18 protein-coding genes are annotated in these 14,928 nt (G+C 47.8%); 13 read left to right on the top strand and 5 right to left on the bottom strand.

The features are described 5' to 3' along the window. The first annotated feature begins 76 nt into the window (after positions 1–76). Positions 77–1,723, top strand: coding sequence for a recombinase family protein (locus tag VA597_RS12405; protein ID WP_326974669.1), 1,647 nt, complete (start codon positions 77–79; stop codon positions 1,721–1,723). 148 nt (positions 1,724–1,871) lie between these two features. Here the strand turns inward: VA597_RS12405 and VA597_RS12400 are convergent, their stop codons facing one another. From VA597_RS12400 to VA597_RS12390, 3 genes are read right to left on the bottom strand one after another with little or no spacing between them, the layout of a single operon-like run. Continuing rightward, positions 1,872–3,221 (bottom strand): hypothetical protein, encoded by a 1,350-nt coding sequence (locus VA597_RS12400; protein WP_326974668.1) that lies wholly within the window; start codon positions 3,219–3,221, stop codon positions 1,872–1,874. A 9-nt stretch (positions 3,222–3,230) separates the two neighbouring features. After that, on the bottom strand, positions 3,231–3,734 hold the full coding sequence (locus VA597_RS12395) for a hypothetical protein (RefSeq protein WP_326974667.1): 504 nt from the start codon (positions 3,732–3,734) through the stop codon (positions 3,231–3,233). Between the two features lie 14 nt (positions 3,735–3,748). Beyond that, a complete protein-coding gene (locus VA597_RS12390) occupies positions 3,749–4,153 on the bottom strand; it encodes a tellurite resistance TerB family protein (RefSeq protein WP_326974666.1) in 405 nt (134 codons plus the stop codon). Between the two features lie 373 nt (positions 4,154–4,526). Between VA597_RS12390 and VA597_RS12385 the strand changes: the two genes are divergently transcribed. The 4 genes from VA597_RS12385 to VA597_RS12370 all read left to right on the top strand — a co-directional run bounded on the left by VA597_RS12385 (position 4,527) and on the right by VA597_RS12370 (position 8,055). Continuing rightward, on the top strand, positions 4,527–5,021 hold the full coding sequence (locus VA597_RS12385; protein WP_326974665.1) for a low molecular weight protein-tyrosine-phosphatase: 495 nt from the start codon (positions 4,527–4,529) through the stop codon (positions 5,019–5,021). After that, the gene (locus tag VA597_RS12380; protein WP_326974664.1) at positions 4,984–6,498 is read left to right on the top strand and encodes a Y-family DNA polymerase; all 1,515 of its coding nucleotides are present in this window, start codon (positions 4,984–4,986) and stop codon (positions 6,496–6,498) included. Before VA597_RS12385 ends, VA597_RS12380 begins: the two co-directional genes overlap by 38 nt. After that, the gene (locus VA597_RS12375; protein WP_326974663.1) at positions 6,495–6,923 is read left to right on the top strand and encodes a hypothetical protein; all 429 of its coding nucleotides are present in this window, start codon (positions 6,495–6,497) and stop codon (positions 6,921–6,923) included. Before VA597_RS12380 ends, VA597_RS12375 begins: the two co-directional genes overlap by 4 nt. Before the next feature lie 151 nt (positions 6,924–7,074). Then, positions 7,075–8,055: a virulence RhuM family protein gene (locus VA597_RS12370; RefSeq protein WP_442872775.1), complete on the top strand. Its 981-nt coding sequence runs from the start codon at positions 7,075–7,077 to the stop codon at positions 8,053–8,055. An 83-nt stretch (positions 8,056–8,138) separates the two neighbouring features. Here VA597_RS12370 and VA597_RS12365 read toward each other — a convergent pair whose 3' ends face one another. After that, the gene (locus tag VA597_RS12365; protein WP_326974661.1) at positions 8,139–8,711 is read right to left on the bottom strand and encodes a hypothetical protein; all 573 of its coding nucleotides are present in this window, start codon (positions 8,709–8,711) and stop codon (positions 8,139–8,141) included. Between the two features lie 931 nt (positions 8,712–9,642). On the opposite strand from VA597_RS12365, the gene VA597_RS12360 reads away from it, so the two are divergent. The 8 genes from VA597_RS12360 (at position 9,643) to VA597_RS12325 (ending at position 13,605) form a co-directional block, all read left to right on the top strand. Beyond that, on the top strand, positions 9,643–10,314 hold the full coding sequence (locus tag VA597_RS12360; protein WP_326974660.1) for a response regulator transcription factor: 672 nt from the start codon (positions 9,643–9,645) through the stop codon (positions 10,312–10,314). Further along, positions 10,311–11,375 carry a HAMP domain-containing sensor histidine kinase gene (locus VA597_RS12355; protein ID WP_326974659.1) on the top strand — a complete coding sequence of 355 codons (1,065 nt, stop codon included), beginning with the start codon at positions 10,311–10,313 and terminating at the stop codon, positions 11,373–11,375. The genes VA597_RS12360 and VA597_RS12355 overlap by 4 nt, the downstream gene beginning before the upstream one ends. Before the next feature lie 206 nt (positions 11,376–11,581). After that, a complete protein-coding gene (locus tag VA597_RS12350) occupies positions 11,582–11,737 on the top strand; it encodes a hypothetical protein (protein ID WP_326974658.1) in 156 nt (51 codons plus the stop codon). An 86-nt stretch (positions 11,738–11,823) separates the two neighbouring features. Then, a complete protein-coding gene (locus tag VA597_RS12345; RefSeq protein WP_326974657.1) occupies positions 11,824–11,979 on the top strand; it encodes a hypothetical protein in 156 nt (51 codons plus the stop codon). Positions 11,980–12,142: 163 nt separating this feature from the next. Then, positions 12,143–12,679, top strand: coding sequence for a hypothetical protein (locus VA597_RS12340; RefSeq protein ID WP_326974656.1), 537 nt, complete (start codon positions 12,143–12,145; stop codon positions 12,677–12,679). Positions 12,680–12,774: 95 nt separating this feature from the next. Then, positions 12,775–13,035 (top strand): hypothetical protein, encoded by a 261-nt coding sequence (locus VA597_RS12335; RefSeq protein WP_442872774.1) that lies wholly within the window; start codon positions 12,775–12,777, stop codon positions 13,033–13,035. A gap of 22 nt (positions 13,036–13,057) precedes the next feature. After that, positions 13,058–13,240, top strand: a complete 183-nt coding sequence (locus VA597_RS12330) for a hypothetical protein (RefSeq protein WP_326974655.1) — start codon at positions 13,058–13,060, stop codon at positions 13,238–13,240. Next, a complete protein-coding gene (locus tag VA597_RS12325; protein WP_326974653.1) occupies positions 13,237–13,605 on the top strand; it encodes a hypothetical protein in 369 nt (122 codons plus the stop codon). The genes VA597_RS12330 and VA597_RS12325 overlap by 4 nt, the downstream gene beginning before the upstream one ends. Before the next feature lie 108 nt (positions 13,606–13,713). Here the strand turns inward: VA597_RS12325 and VA597_RS12320 are convergent, their stop codons facing one another. Further along, positions 13,714–14,763, bottom strand: coding sequence for a LacI family DNA-binding transcriptional regulator (locus VA597_RS12320; protein ID WP_326974652.1), 1,050 nt, complete (start codon positions 14,761–14,763; stop codon positions 13,714–13,716). Between the last annotated feature and the right edge of the window lie 165 nt (positions 14,764–14,928).

Raw genomic sequence — 14,928 nt, 5'->3', positions numbered from 1 at the left:
GAAATCCCAAAACTGGTCAAGGATATCCTGAAGTCAGCCTATCTCCGCTGCCAGGCACAGTAAGGGAGGGAGCATCATGGCAAAACGCGTTTATTGTCTGTATCGTGTATCCACGAAACAGCAGGTTGAAAGGGACGATATTCCCATGCAAAAGCAGCGGTGCCACGAATTTGTCGCTGACAAGGACGACTGGGAAATTGTCAAGGAATTCAGTGAAAAGGGCGTCTCTGGTTTCAAAGTCTCCGCAAAAGACCGCGACGCGATTCAGGAAATCCAAAAGGACGCTGCGGTTGGCAAATTTGATATTCTTCTTGTATTCATGTTTGACCGTCTGGGCCGCAAGGAGGATGAAACGCCGTTTGTCGTAGAATGGTTTGTAAAAAATGGGATTGAGGTTTGGAGCGCAGAGGAAGGCCAGCAGCGTTTTGACAACCATGTGGATAAACTGCTGAATTACATACGGTACTGGCAGGCATCCGGCGAGAGCATCAAAACGTCGATCCGTACCAAAACCCGCCTTGCCCAGATTGTCCAGGAAGGACGGTTTCGCGGCGGCTGCGCGCCATACGGGTACAAGCTCGTAAAGAACGGACGTACCGGGAAGAAGAACCGTGAGCTATACGACATTGCCGTTGAGCCGACAGAAGCGGTGACGGTTCAGAAAATCTTTGAGCTCTCAGATCGGTATGGATACGGCGGCAGAAAAATTTCCTCCAGCTTGGCGGAGGAAGGAATCGTCAATATGCGTACCGGCGAGCCCTTCCACTACTCTTCCATCCAAAACATTTTGAGAAATATCATGTACGTCGGAATCCTACGCAGCGGAGAGACGCAGTCCGAAATCTTTTCAGAACTGCAGATCGTGGAACCGGAGCAGTTTCAGAGGGTGGAAAAGGCCCGTGAACAGCGCAGCGCTGAGTACGAAGAAAAATGTGCTGCGGCAGCGCAAACGGTGGAATTGGCAGACGGTGAGGAACTTGAGGTGTCCCGTCCCGACAGAATGTGTCCACGGCGAAATGTCGGCAGGACATTGCTCTCCGGAAATGTTTATTGCGGTCACTGCGGTGGCCGCATTTTTGCGTCCACTGCTCGTAAAAGCCATCATGCCATGAACGGCGAGGTGCGGGAGCGAATTCCCATCTACAAATGCTACAATCGAACGCAGCATAGAGACCTGTGCGACGGCCCTTCTACCTATCGCGCAGAAAAGGTGGATCAGGTGGTAGATTCCATTTTGTCCGGCATTTTCTTCCGTGCCAAAGACGTGAAAGAAAGTGAATTGCTGAAGCGGCAGATCACCTCAACGACCACCACATATCAAAAGCAGCTTAAAGCGGTCAAAGCGGAGTATGTCAAGAGCAGCAAGGAGCTTTCCAAATGGGAAGGCCTGATGCTGGATTCCATCGAAGGCACCTGCGTATTTACGCCGGAGCAGGTCAAAAAACGAATGGATATCGTACAGCAAAGCGTCAACGATCTGTCTGCAAAAATTGAAGATTTGCAGAATAAAGCGACTGAAACCGCAGAGTTGACTGAGGACATCAAGGCGGAACATCAGCGGCTCCTCTCCTGGGCGGAAGTTTATGACGGTGCTTCGCTGGAGGAGAAAAAGATGGTAGCGTCCTATCTGATCAAGGCCGTCACCATAAGCCAAAACTATGGCATCCGGATTGATTTTAACATTACCGAGGCGCAGTATCTCAGCGGGATGGAAATGATGTGACGGCATATCTTCACCTAAAAGGCCCCGTTTACAGGAGCATCAGCCCTGGAACCATGCTATACTGAAACGGAACAAGACATCCCGCAGAGGCCACATGACAGCAACAGGCCACTCAGCTATGTGCCGAGTGGCCTTATTACATATTGAATCAGGCAATTATTAGCCTTGAGCTTTCGGAGAGAACCATCTGTTCGTCAGTACGGATACGCTGCTCCAGTGATGACCAACCTTCATGTAATTTCTCAGTGCTTCTAATGAGTTTTGCATACTCGGAGTTACACTCAATTGCTTTAGACATAACTTTTACGCCATAGTGGACAACACTAACGATTTCTGTCACATTTATTTCCCAAGGGGCTTTTTCGATAGCAACTTTACCTATATTTACAGCGGTCACAATTGAGTGTGCAACCAATAGCATTTCGTCCAGTTTATCTTTGTTTTCCTGCTTAAAGAAATGTTTCGCCGCTTCAAAATTTGAATAGTCTTCAGAAATTTCAAATTCATCTTTGTACTTTTCCACTGATTGAATACTGAAGTAGATACGCAGTATAACTTCAATGATAATAGTGGAAAGCCCCTGGCTTATCACAGTTTTGATATTAAACCCATTTTTGTACATATCAGCGGCAAATTGACGCATTTGACGGTTATTTGCCTCAACCAAAAATGAACTTCCCGGAAAAGGCAAACTACAAGTTGAGAATAAATCCGCAAACATATGTTTCGCGTAACGCACTATTGCCTCAAGTACGCCTAACTGCTCATAGGGCTTTCCAAATTGATTTACTGTGCTGATAACGGTATGCGCAATGCCATTCTCATAACGAACTGCTTCAAATTGCCCATTCTTAAACATCATGATGCCCTCTATAAAACGGAGGATATCATGCCCCTTAGAAAGTCCTCTATGGAAACCACCGCCAAAATGGGGGCCCTGGTAGTCGATTGGTCCTCCACCCTCATGTTGGTGAAACTGATTCAACCACTTTGAAAAATCCGAGTCCGTGCCAGTCAATAAGTTGTTACGATTGCTTAATATCACATCTGCAAGGCTCCCAATAGCGGAAGCAATGAAAACTGCCACAAAATCGCCTTTTGTCCATCTTTCTCGTCTGGGAAGTGGCCTGTTTAATTCTTTCTCTATCGCGACCAATTCGTCTTCTGATACAAGTGAATGGTAATCAAGGCTATCCACATCAAGCCCGCGTGCAACGAGCGAATTACTGGCTTTCACAAAAAGCTGGTCATAAGTAAGCGTTTGTGGAGGCATAAATGTGCTTCTTTCAACCGTAGATTCCGATGGTTTTGCAAGTTGTACACTTGAGGGTGAGAACGGCTGTTTTCCGGTCAGTTCGTATATTCGCTTCATTTTTTCTTGAAGCTCATCCAACTCTTTGCACTGATCATTATTTTGTGATGCTGCCGTCTCTAAATTAGAAGCAGCATTAGCGACCTCGTCCTGCTCGTATTTTAGAATGATGCTATCCTTGTCCATAATGTACCCTTATGCCGCCTTAGCAACTTCCAAGGTGCGCAGAATGTCATCAAGTTGATCTTGGAGCAGTCGTATCCGGTCCTCATTGCAGTCAGTTTTCTTTTTCTCATCGGCCAAGGCTTGTTTTAATTCCTCAACCTTATTATTTAACTGCTGAATGACTTTTTGTTTGGTAGCGTTATCAATATTCTGTTGGTGCAATTCATCACGCAGTTCTTGATTCTGTTTTTTTACTTTCACACCCTCTGCGGCATTTGTCGCGATTCCGGCACCCAGAACACCCACGCCTCCGGCAATTGCTTGAACAAGCAGAGTCCCACCAGCCATCCCAGCGCCGCCAGCCGCTAAAGCACCACCACCAAGCGCCGCTAAGCCTGCTGATGTAGCCGCCGCCCCTGATAATCCCAAAAGGGATGTACCAACAGCCGCACCGATTGCTGGCGCTGCAAGGCCACCAGTAACAACGCACGCTGCTCCTGCTCCTAATACAAGTAAAACCTTGCCTAATTTCATATCATCCCACCCCTTCACTTTTCCAGGATTTTATTGATTTTCTCGTGGAGTTCGACACTTTCTGTCATCACATTTTCCATATCTGTTAGTTTGCTTCCTTCAATTTCAAGAAGAGCAGCAATCGTTTTCATGGTATTTTTCTCCGCGATAGAATAGTTGTTGTCGGCATAACATATTGCCAGCAAATCATAGAGAAGCAAGAGTTTTATTGGGCGGTCAGTGATTCCGGCAAGAATAGATTCTAATGATTCTTCTTTCTTAATTACACTGTCGGCAATCTCCTGAACTTCTTGATTAGTCAGGCCATAAAGCTTGCCAAGCTCCGTGAATTGCGCACGTTCGGAATCTTGCACCGTATCATCTGCCGCCGCAATGTAAATTAGTGCTTTGAGATATGCGACTTTCTGTTTCTGTTCCATTTTTTACCTCCATTATTAAAGCGACCGGGCTAATGCTTTTATTTACAACGAATTATAAATTATTGCCTGTCCAATAATCTGTACCTTTAGAAAAAGGCACTATCACAAAAGCGATAGTATTTCAGAGTGGTGCATCTGGCGACCATTAACAGGCCCTATAGCTTTGCGTCACAAACCTTTGTCTGTTTCACCTTACATATCATATATTATACAATGGTTTTACGAAAATTTCCAATTACTATTTATATAAATTGGACTTACCACACGCGCTATCTTCACCTAAAAAGGCCCCGTTTACAGGAGCAGCTTGTCCTCGACGAAGTATCGGAACCATGCTATACTGAAACGGAATAAGACATCCCGGAGGGACCACATGACAAGGATACTTTTTATCTGCCACGGCAACATCTGCCGCAGCCCGATGGCGGAATTTATCATGAAAGATTTGGTTAGCAAGGCGGGGCTCTTGAAACAATTCGAGATATTTTCCGCAGCCACCAGCACCGAGGAAATCGGCAATTCTGTGTACCCGTCTGTGCGGAAACTTCTCGCAGAGCATGGGATCAGCTGCGCCGGCAAAGTGGCACGGCAGCTCACGAACGCAGACTACGACCACTTCGATCTGCTGATCGGTATGGATCAGGAAAACCTGCGCAATATGTACCATATCTGTGGCGGTGATTATGCGAACAAGATACACTTGCTGGTGGAGTATGCGGGTCGTCAGGGCGACATCCCGGACCCGTGGTATACCCGCGACTTCAATGCAACATGGCAGGCGGTTGATGCCGGATGCCGGGGGCTGTTGGAGCAATTGAGGAAAAATACCGATGGGAACAAACAGACAAAAAGTTTATATCGCCATTGATCTCAAGTCGTTTTATGCCTCTGTGGAGTGCATCGAGCGCGGGCTTGACCCGATGCAGACGAACCTTGTGGTGGCGGATAAGAGCCGGACGGAGAAAACCATCTGTCTGGCGGTTTCGCCGTCCTTAAAAGCCTATGGCGTGCCGGGACGGGCACGGCTCTTTGAGGTGGTACAGAAGGTTCGGGAGGTAAACGCCCTGCGCAAAAGCCGCGCGCCGGGGCGGACGCTCACCGGCGCTTCCAGCCACGATCCCGAGGTAAAAGCAAATCCCTCGCTGGCGCTGGATTATCTTGTTGCGCTGCCGCAGATGGCGCTTTATATGAAGCGCAGCACGGAGATCTACAACATCTATCTCAAGTATGTAGCGTCCACGGACATCCACGTTTATTCCATCGACGAGGTATTCATGGACATTACCGATTACCTCTCGACCTACCGCTGCACAGCCCGGAAGCTGGTCATGACGATCATTCAGGACGTGCTGAAAACCACGGGCATCACGGCCACAGCAGGCATCGGGACAAACCTCTATCTCTGCAAGATTGCCATGGACATTGAAGCTAAGCACATTGCGCCGGACAAGGACGGCGTGCGCGTTGCGGAGTTGGACGAGCAGTCCTATCGCAGGCAACTGTGGACGCACCGTCCGCTAACAGATTTTTGGCGCGTGGGCAAAGGTTATGCGAAAAAGCTGGAGGCCAACGGGCTCTTTACCATGGGCGATGTGGCGCGCTGCTCCATCCGCGACGAGGAACGGCTTTACCGGCTATTCGGCGTCAACGCGGAGTTGCTCATTGACCACGCCTGGGGCTGGGAACCCTGCACGATCGCCGACATCAAGGCATATAAACCGGAATCAAACAGCGTCGGCTCCGGTCAAGTATTACAGTGTCCCTATTCCTTTGAGAAAGCAAAGCTGGTCGTTCGGGAGATGACGGAGCTGCTGGTGCTTGATCTGGTACGCAAGGAGCTTGTGACAGACCAGCTGGTACTGACCGTGGGCTACGACATCGAAAATCTCACCGACCCCGCCGTCAGCAGCAGTTACAGCGGCGAAGTGACCACAGACCGCTATGGCAGGAAGATCCCGAAGCACGCCCACGGCACAGCTAATCTTGACCGGCAGACCTCCTCTACAAAGCTTATTGTCGAGGCCGTGACAGCGCTTTTTGACCGCATCATGAACCCCAAATTGCTGGTGCGCCGCATTTATCTCACGGCAAACCATGTCGTTCCGGAAAGCGAAGCCGCTGGGCCGCGGGAAACTGAACAGCTTGACCTGTTCACGGATTACTCCGCCGAGCGGGAGAAGCGCCGGCGCGAGGCCGCCGATCTGGAGCGGGAAAAGCGGATGCAGCACGCCATGCTGCAGATTCAGGAGAAATACGGGAAGAACGCCATTCTGAAAGGTACCAACTTGCAGGAGGGTGCGACCACCATTCAGCGCAATGGGCAGATCGGAGGGCACAAAGCATGAACACGCCTTATGACGATATTCTCCTTCTGCCGCACCATGTTTCCGAAAAGCATCCGCCCATGTCCCGCCTGGACCGTGCGGCACAATTCTCTCCCTTTGCCGCGCTGACCGGCTACGAAGCGGCGGTGGAGGAAACCGCCCGTCTGACAGATCGTCGCATTGAGTTGGACGAGGGCGAAAAAGCCGCTATCGACCTGCGGCTGACGCTGGTGCAGGAGCGCCTGCCCGACCCGATCAAGGTGACCATCACCTACTTCGTTCCGGACAAAAAGAAGGCCGGCGGCGCATATGTAAGCGTCTCCGGCACGGTAAAAAAGATTGACGATTATGAGCGTGCCGTAATTTTGCGCGAAGGAACAAGCATTCCCATTGATGAAATTCTTCATATCAACGGAGAACTCTTTGATGACATAGAAGCGGGATGATCATTCTAAATCTTGTTTGGCAAGACCATGTAGGCAGTCAGAAATTCACGTGGTATAATAAAATAAAGAAGTAGTCTGCAGAGCAGACGTAAGCGAGGTGTTCACCATGAGCTCAAGACCAACCTCTTCCGCCGAGGAAAAGGGCGAAATTATGATTTATCAGACCGATGATGGTCTGACGCATATTGATGTCCGTATGGAGGACGAAACGGTCTGGCTTACGCAGGCACAGCTATGTGAATTGTACCAGACCAGCAAATCTAATATCAGCGAGCATATCAAGCATATTTTTGAGGATGGCGAGCTGACTGAGGATTCAGTTGTTCGGAAATTCCGAACAACTGCCGCTGACGGCAAAGTCTATAACACGACGCACTATAACCTTGACATGATTATTTCTCTGGGATACCGTGTGAAGTCCATCATCGCCACAAATTTCCGGCGTTGGGCGACCGAACGCTTGAAGGAATACATGATTAAGGGCTTCACCATGGACGATGAACGGCTGAAGCAATTGGGCGGCGGAAATTATTGGCATGAGCTGCTGGATCGCATCAGAGATATTCGTTCCTCTGAAAAAGTGCTGTATCGGCAGGTGCTTGACCTGTATGCCACAAGCGTGGATTACGATCCTAAGAGCGAAGAATCTGTTCGGTTCTTTAAAATTGTGCAAAACAAGCTTCATTTTGCCGCGCATGGACATACTGCGGCGGAGGTAATCTATGAGCGCGCCGATGCAGCTCAGCCCTTTATGGGCCTGACCTCATTTTCTGGTGATATGCCGACTTTGAAAGATATCGGGGTCGCAAAGAATTACTTGAAAGAGGATGAGTTGAAGGTTCTGAACAACCTCGTTTCGGGATATTTTGATTTTGCCGAGATTCAGGCGATGCGGCATAATCCCATGTATATGGACGATTACATTAGTCACCTGAACAGCATCCTGTCCTCCACCGGGGAGGCTGTGCTGGAAGGATCTGGCACGATCAGTCACGCGAAAGCAATTGATAAAGCCACAGCCGAATATCGGAAGTATCAGACGCAAACCATCGCTCCCGTGGAGCAGGCATACCTCGATACAATAAGGAGCCTTGAAAAAGAAGCAAGTCAAAAGTCTAAAGAAAGAAAATGATGGTTATATAATAAGCGGAGAGGTCGAAGGGCATATTCACCAAGTTTTCAGGTTCTCTGCGGAGAATACTCAGATATTATATGTTAGCGCTTTTTTCCAATTTGCTCTTTAATACTTTGTATATGATAGTCAATTTCAATAACACTGTTTTGCTTTTCGATAATTTTTTCCTCTAAGTAACGTCTATTTACATCGCTGCAAGAAACTTTCGATTTTTCTTTTTCTGCCTGTCGAATATATTTCAAGCGGTGTGCGCGAGTTTTAAGTGCTTTATTAAGCTCCCGTGAAAGAATATTGACTGCTACTCTTTTATTTATTTCACAGAAATTTGGGGAAGTACAATCAGTATAGAAATGACAAAATGTTGCATATGACTCTTTTGCGTTAGAAAATTTTCTGCATTTAACAAAGTAGTATGCACATTTTTTGCAAACATGATCATTGTTTCGGAGCTCCGTGTGCAAATATGCACATTTAAAGGGTTGACATTTCTGAAATTTCACTTGATCTAGTGTGCAAAGATGCCCATTTTTATAAGAACACTGAATTTTTGGTTCTATTAGTAAATTTGTTCCAGCTTCATGTTCGATTGCATATTTCCTTGATGGAGATTCAACTTGGAATGGGCTTCCAGCCATTGATTTTTTAATTCCCATAAAAAGCGTCCCTCGCATAATACTCATAGCAACTTTTTACTCGCTTCTTACAATTGCTATATTTATAATTTTACCACATAATAGCAAAATGTATATAGAGAATAACTTCTGCGTCAAATTCAGTTGAGCGGTGATCAATCTGCTTTGCGCGGAAGATTTTGAGTTATATAAGCAACTTTTATTGGAGTTTTGCAATTTCCTAGGGTTTTCAATTGCGAACCACGCGGGTTCTTTCCGCTGCGTGGTTCGCATCCCCTCCCCGAATCAAGCCATTTTTTGAGTGTGGGATAGAGGCCCGCTTTGCGGACCACTTGGGAGAGCGCCGCGTTCGCAACGCGGAGGTCGAGAGTTCGATCCTCTTCGGGTCCACCAAAGGGTTCACAGGCGAACACCTATTATTTCAAGGGCGGCTTTGCCGTTACGGTGTGGCTTTAATGCTAATAAAAAACAGGGTAGTCAGATTTTTTAATGACTACCCTGTTTCTTATGTCTCTTTATCAAAATAAAACGCTGCATAATTTTTAGAAAACTGGATTAGACGTCCTACTATAATATCTGGTTTAACTCCAATACACTTTAAGACATGAAATTGTAATAATACGTTGAGTTTTCTAATGTATTGATTAAGAGTTACATAATCGGTAACAGCAAGCGAATATTTTTCTTTACTATCTCTATGAGTACGGAAATCATTTCATTGTAGCCCTTTTCAAAAGGTTTTTGGCTAGAATATTTCACTTTCTTTTCCTCCAATCATCCGACCAAAGATGATGTTGACTTTTCTTCTCCGTGGAGCTTTACTATATGATGAGACAACTGATACAGACAAAAATAAGTTATACTAAGAATAAAAAAGTTATTATGGAAAATAAACTTTAACAATTCTCAAACATTTATCTGTTATGATCCATATAGCAAGGGAGGTTTTCTAATGGTGAACATTCTTGTTGTGGAAGACGACAGCAAACTCAATCAGATCGTTTGCACGTATCTGAATGACAACGGCTATGCTGCCAAGGGGTGCCTGAATCCCAGGGAAGCCTATGATCTGATGTATAACAATCCCTATGACCTTATTATTTCCGATATCATGATGCCGGAAATCGACGGTTTTGAATTTGCTAAAACAGTACGGGAAATCAACAAAACGATTCCGATCCTGTTCATGACGGCACGCGACGATATGTCCTCCAAGCAAAAAGGATTTGGGGCGGGCATCGACGATTATATGATCAAACCCATCAACATGGACGAGCTGGTGCTGCGGGTCGGCGCTTTGCTTCGCCGGGCAAACATCGCCAATGAAAAGAAGCTGACGGTGGGCAGCCTCTTTATGGATGCGGACGAAATGACGGTCAAGGTGAAGGATGAGGAAATCCCGGTGACTTTGCGGGAGTTCAATATTCTCTATAAAATGCTCTCCTATCCGAAGCATACCTTTTCCCGCGCGCAGCTGATGGACGAGTTCTGGGGCATCGACAGCGACACCAGTCTGCGTGCCGTGGACGTATACATCACGAAGCTGCGGGACAAGTTCTCCTGCTGTGAGGATTTCAAAATCGTCACGGTGCACGGGCTTGGGTATAAGGCGGTATTATCTTGAAGAAAAAGCAGGTCAAAAAAGACAGCCGGGTCCAAACGAAGCATTTTACATGGAAGGAATACGCGCTGACCTATTTTGTGCTGCTGACTCTTTCTGCCGGGCAGTGGATGATCTATAACGAATACGTGGATTATGGCAGCATGCCGCCGGAATTTATCTGGGGCATGCTGGGATACTGGGCGATTGTGACCGCTATTTTTTGTCTTGTTACCGCCCGCCAAAAGGTCCGTGCATTTGACAGGCCGATGCGAAAACTCAGCGAGGCAGCCAAAGGTGTGGCTGAAGGCGATTTCTCGGTTTACGTGGAGCCGGTCCACAGAGCCGACAAGCAGGATTATGTGGACGTAATGTTCGAGGACTTCAACAAGATGGTGGAAGAACTGGGAAGCATCGAGACGCTGAAAAATGATTTTATCGGAAATGTGTCTCATGAGATCAAAACGCCGCTTTCAGTGATTCAAAGCTATGCCATGGCGCTTCAAAAAGAGAACCTGTCGGCTGAGCAGCGCAAAGAATATACCGATACGATCATTACGGCGTCCCAGAAGCTCACGGCGCTGATCACCAATATTCTGAAGCTCAACAAGCTGGAAAATCAGCAGATCATGCCCTCCACCGAACCCTTTGATTTGTGCCGGCAGCTCAGCGAGTGCGCGCTCGCTTTTGAAGATCTGTGGGAGCAAAAGAATATCGAATTCATTGCGGATATAGAGGATCGTGCCGTAATCGGTGCGGACGAAAGCATGCTGGAGATCGTTTGGAACAATTTGCTTTCCAATTCGTTGAAATTTACCGATCCCGGTGGGACGGTGACGCTGGTTCAGACTTCGGATGAGGATACGGTTACGGTCACAATATCCGACACCGGTTGCGGCATGAGTGAGGAGACGATGAACCACATCTTCGACAAATTTTATCAGGGCGATACCTCCCACTCAGGGGAAGGCAACGGTCTCGGTTTAACCCTTTCGCTGCGTGTTATTGAACTGCTGGGAGGCTCTTTATCCGTTAAAAGCGAGCCCGGCAAAGGGACCGCATTCACGGTCAGATTAAAGATTTAATCGCATAGAAAGGTCAGAAAAACAGCTTTCCGTTTTCGGAAGGCTGTTTTTCTGTCTTTAATATTTCTCAAACATTTCATAAGCAATTCATAAACATTCCTTCAGTAGAATAAGCCCTGTCAATGGATGTACAGCAGCAATCCCCGTTTGACAATAAAAATCAGCCCGGTTCTGCCGGGGAAAACTAAAGAAAGGGACGGTTTAAAATGAGTAAAAATTTTCAGGATCAAATCAAGGATCGTCTTCGTACCGGATTCAAAAACTGGAACGGCGGCTACGAGAACTGGCTGGAATGGTGCAATACCCTGCACGAGCCGGATGCCCATTACAATGTCTACGGGAGGCGGTTGACCTTTCAGTAGTATAAGGACCTGATGGGGCAGTTTTTCGCAGCGTCGTACGATGTGGAACTGGGTGAATTCTACAACATGCTTGTCGAAGGCGACTGGTGCCGATCCGCTATTCCGTGCATATCACGAACAAGAAGACCGGCGAGAAGTTCGACCAGATGTCGTTTGAGTTCGTCAACTTCAAGGACAACCCGGACCCGATCAGTGCAAGGGTGATCGAGGGTTGGGCACTATCGGACAAGCCCCTTTCCTGATCTGTAAATTCATAAAAACAGCTTTCCGTTTTTGGAAGGCTGTTTTCCCTTTTAATATTTTTTAAACATTTCGTAAGCATTTCATAAATACTTTACCGCTACAATAGGCACATCAAAACGGATGAAAGTCATCCGGATATTTAAGATCAAAAAGGAGTTGTTGATGATGGCTGAAATCACGAGGAACGAAAACAATTTTATCGGTTATGAGTACAAGGACATCACGGTAAGCCGCAGTATGGAGTCGGTGTATGCGGACGGCTACGCCAACTTCGGCTGGACTCTGGAGGATACTTCCACCCCCGTGCAGGGTGTAGGCTCCGTCACCATGAAATTCAAGCGCGACCGAAAGATCCGCAACAAGGCGGAGCTGGGCAGACTGCAGCGCCAATTTGAATCCTGCGCCGGCCAGATCGAAAGCCTGGAAAAAGCCAAAACCAACGGGGCCATGATCGCTGCGTTCAGCATCGGCCTTGTCGGAACCGCCTTTATGGCCGGCTCAGTGTTTTCCTATCTCGCGGGAATGCTGCCGCTCTGCATCATTCTGGCGATCCCCGCCTTCATCGGCTGGATTCTGCCGTACTTCTGCTTTCTGAGCATCCGCAGGAAAAAGACCGACAAAGTCACGCCGCTGATCGATCAGAAATATGACGAAATGTACGAGGTGTGCGAAAAGGCCAACGGCTTGCTTGCAAAGTAAGAAAAAAACGACATGCAATACTGAATCAAAACTTATACTCCGATTCGAATATCCATAACAAAACATTATTCGAGGCATTACAGTCACCATTATTTATGGCGTATAGGAAGCGACAGCCTTTCAATGAAAACCATCTGCGTCCCTGCCCGCTGCTGGATAATCCAGGTGCGCTGTCGTCCATGGTGGAAACGTCCGGCGCTCACTCCACCGATATGGAAAGCCCCGAAAATGTGCGTGATCTTTCTGCCAAGTGCAAAACGCCCGCCGAGCACTGGGCTCCCGTGGCGGATGACCTGTGGGAATGCTCCGGGCGCTGCGCCGGATGTGAAGTGAAGCAGAAAAGTTCTGTTTTTTGAAAGGATTTGAGGTGTTCCGCGCGTGACTTGTAAAATCATCGTGGACAGCTGCTGCGACATGACGCCGCAGATCAGAAAACGTCTGGATGTGACCTTGATTCCCCTGACCATGAACTTAGGCAAGCAAATCAACATTTGGGCGATAAGATCAATCCGTCAAATGGATGAGACATCGTCCAATCATAACGGAGGAGTTACATTATGAAAAAAAGCAACTTCGTCACCCTGGTCATGTCCACCGTCGGGGGAATTCTGCTGGCGATCGGTACGTGCATGTCCCTGCTGCCCGAATGGAACGCATTCAGACCCGGCATTGTGATGGGTACAGTTGGACTTGTGGTTCTGCTTGCAATGATCGCAGTCCGCCGCAAGATGGAGCACAAAGCACCCATCAAGTGGAGTGGCAAAACCGTTCTGGCCGTCTTGGTAGGCATCGCTGGCGCACTGGCGCTGGGCATCGGTATGTGCATGACGATGGTCTGGGGGATATTAGTCACCGGCATCTTAGTCGGTATCGTCGGCATTGTGACCCTGCTTGCGCTCATCCCTGTCTGCAAAGGGATCAAATAAGCGTGAGAGGAAGGACGATCATGCGGTTAAGCGCATCGATAATACCGGGAATTCCAAATGCTTTGTATCCGAAGCCGTACCTTAAGATGCAGGGAGATTGTCTCTCTGTCACCCAGCGTCCGGCCAGTTCGACGGAATCAGTTCTTCTGATGTGATGGTGATGGGGATTTCAAAAAAATGCGATTCTGGCTGAAGGTTCATAATCAAATCGTCAAACAGGATCTTCAGAATTTGATATCCCTGTTCGTAGGGGTTCTGGTCTAAAACAAAATCAACGGCTCCGGATTTCAACAGTTTGCACGAATCCGGGGTAAGGTCATGACATACCACTTTGATTTTTTTTGCTGCACCGACAAATTCAAGTGCCGAGCCGATACCGTCAACGCCGCCGCCTGAAATATAAATGCCGGCAAGGTCCGGATATTTGTTGTAGTTGTTCAGCGCGATCTTGAACGCATCCTCTTTACGGTCCTGGTTTTCCTGGATGTCGACGATCTGGAGGGAGGAACTGCACTCGGCCAGCTTGTCCCTGAATCCCTGCAGCCGTTCGGTGTGGCATGAGAGCTTTTTCGAACTGATAATGACGCAGACCTTGCTTTTCGGTGGCACCAGCTTGTTCAGCAGTTCGGCGGCAGTGCGTCCGCCTTTGTAGTGATTCTGCCCGACAAAGCAGAGATCGTTGATCCCGTCCACTCTGGAGTTGAAGGTGACGACTGCGATGCCGCTCTGAATAATCTGGTTGATGCGCATGATGACTTGGGTGTCGTTGAGGGGAAACACTGCGATGCCGGTAAACCCCCTGTAGGAAAAATCGTTCAATATGCTGATTTGCTCGGCAGGCTCTAAGGTAGTCAGCATCTTTGTCTCGATCTCGACCCCAAACGGGGAGAAATCGTCGTTCGCTTTCTGGATACCCTGCAGCAGTTCGTGTACGAAGGGATTGTACTCCGGCGTCAGGATGACGCCGAATTTTTTTGCTTTCTTTGAACTGACAAGCGCTTTTCCGATGATGTTCGGCTGATAATTGACTTCCTTTATAATCTTTAGCACTTTAAGCTTCGTCTTTTCCTTAACCCCAGGACGACTATGGATCACTTTATCGACAGTCGCCCGGGAGACGTTAGCAAGATCCGCAATCTGTTTGATTGTGATTGACATGACGAATCGCCTCTTTACACAATGTTGACTTTGTGAACTGCAAGAAGATAAAAAACAGGGGAGACATTATTCGGAATGTTCTGTTTTTGACTTGCCGGAAGATGTTGAACAGCGGTGCTGTCCCACAGGTCTTGGAACATCCAGGGCAGGGACCGGGCTGCTACG

The organism is Caproicibacter sp. BJN0012 (genome assembly GCF_035986805.1).
GTDB lineage: Bacteria > Bacillota > Clostridia > Oscillospirales > Acutalibacteraceae > Caproicibacter.
The sequence above is the reverse complement of the archived record's forward strand: the minus strand, read 5'-3'. Positions and strand labels throughout refer to the sequence as shown.

Bases quoted from the DNA above. Each gene is read 5' to 3' on its own strand.
- VA597_RS12405 (WP_326974669.1), top strand. From the start codon at position 77: ATGGCAAAACGCGTTTATTGTCTGTATCGTGTATCCACGAAACAGCAG.
- VA597_RS12400 (WP_326974668.1), bottom strand. From the start codon at position 3,221: ATGGACAAGGATAGCATCATTCTAAAATACGAGCAGGACGAGGTCGCT.
- VA597_RS12395 (WP_326974667.1), bottom strand. From the start codon at position 3,734: ATGAAATTAGGCAAGGTTTTACTTGTATTAGGAGCAGGAGCAGCGTGC.
- VA597_RS12390 (WP_326974666.1), bottom strand. From the start codon at position 4,153: ATGGAACAGAAACAGAAAGTCGCATATCTCAAAGCACTAATTTACATT.
- VA597_RS12385 (WP_326974665.1), top strand. From the start codon at position 4,527: ATGACAAGGATACTTTTTATCTGCCACGGCAACATCTGCCGCAGCCCG.
- VA597_RS12380 (WP_326974664.1), top strand. From the start codon at position 4,984: ATGGGAACAAACAGACAAAAAGTTTATATCGCCATTGATCTCAAGTCG.
- VA597_RS12375 (WP_326974663.1), top strand. From the start codon at position 6,495: ATGAACACGCCTTATGACGATATTCTCCTTCTGCCGCACCATGTTTCC.
- VA597_RS12370 (WP_442872775.1), top strand. From the start codon at position 7,075: ATGATTTATCAGACCGATGATGGTCTGACGCATATTGATGTCCGTATG.
- VA597_RS12365 (WP_326974661.1), bottom strand. From the start codon at position 8,711: ATGGGAATTAAAAAATCAATGGCTGGAAGCCCATTCCAAGTTGAATCT.
- VA597_RS12360 (WP_326974660.1), top strand. From the start codon at position 9,643: ATGGTGAACATTCTTGTTGTGGAAGACGACAGCAAACTCAATCAGATC.
- VA597_RS12350 (WP_326974658.1), top strand. From the start codon at position 11,582: ATGAGTAAAAATTTTCAGGATCAAATCAAGGATCGTCTTCGTACCGGA.
- VA597_RS12340 (WP_326974656.1), top strand. From the start codon at position 12,143: ATGATGGCTGAAATCACGAGGAACGAAAACAATTTTATCGGTTATGAG.
- VA597_RS12335 (WP_442872774.1), top strand. From the start codon at position 12,775: ATGGCGTATAGGAAGCGACAGCCTTTCAATGAAAACCATCTGCGTCCC.
- VA597_RS12325 (WP_326974653.1), top strand. From the start codon at position 13,237: ATGAAAAAAAGCAACTTCGTCACCCTGGTCATGTCCACCGTCGGGGGA.
- VA597_RS12320 (WP_326974652.1), bottom strand. From the start codon at position 14,763: ATGTCAATCACAATCAAACAGATTGCGGATCTTGCTAACGTCTCCCGG.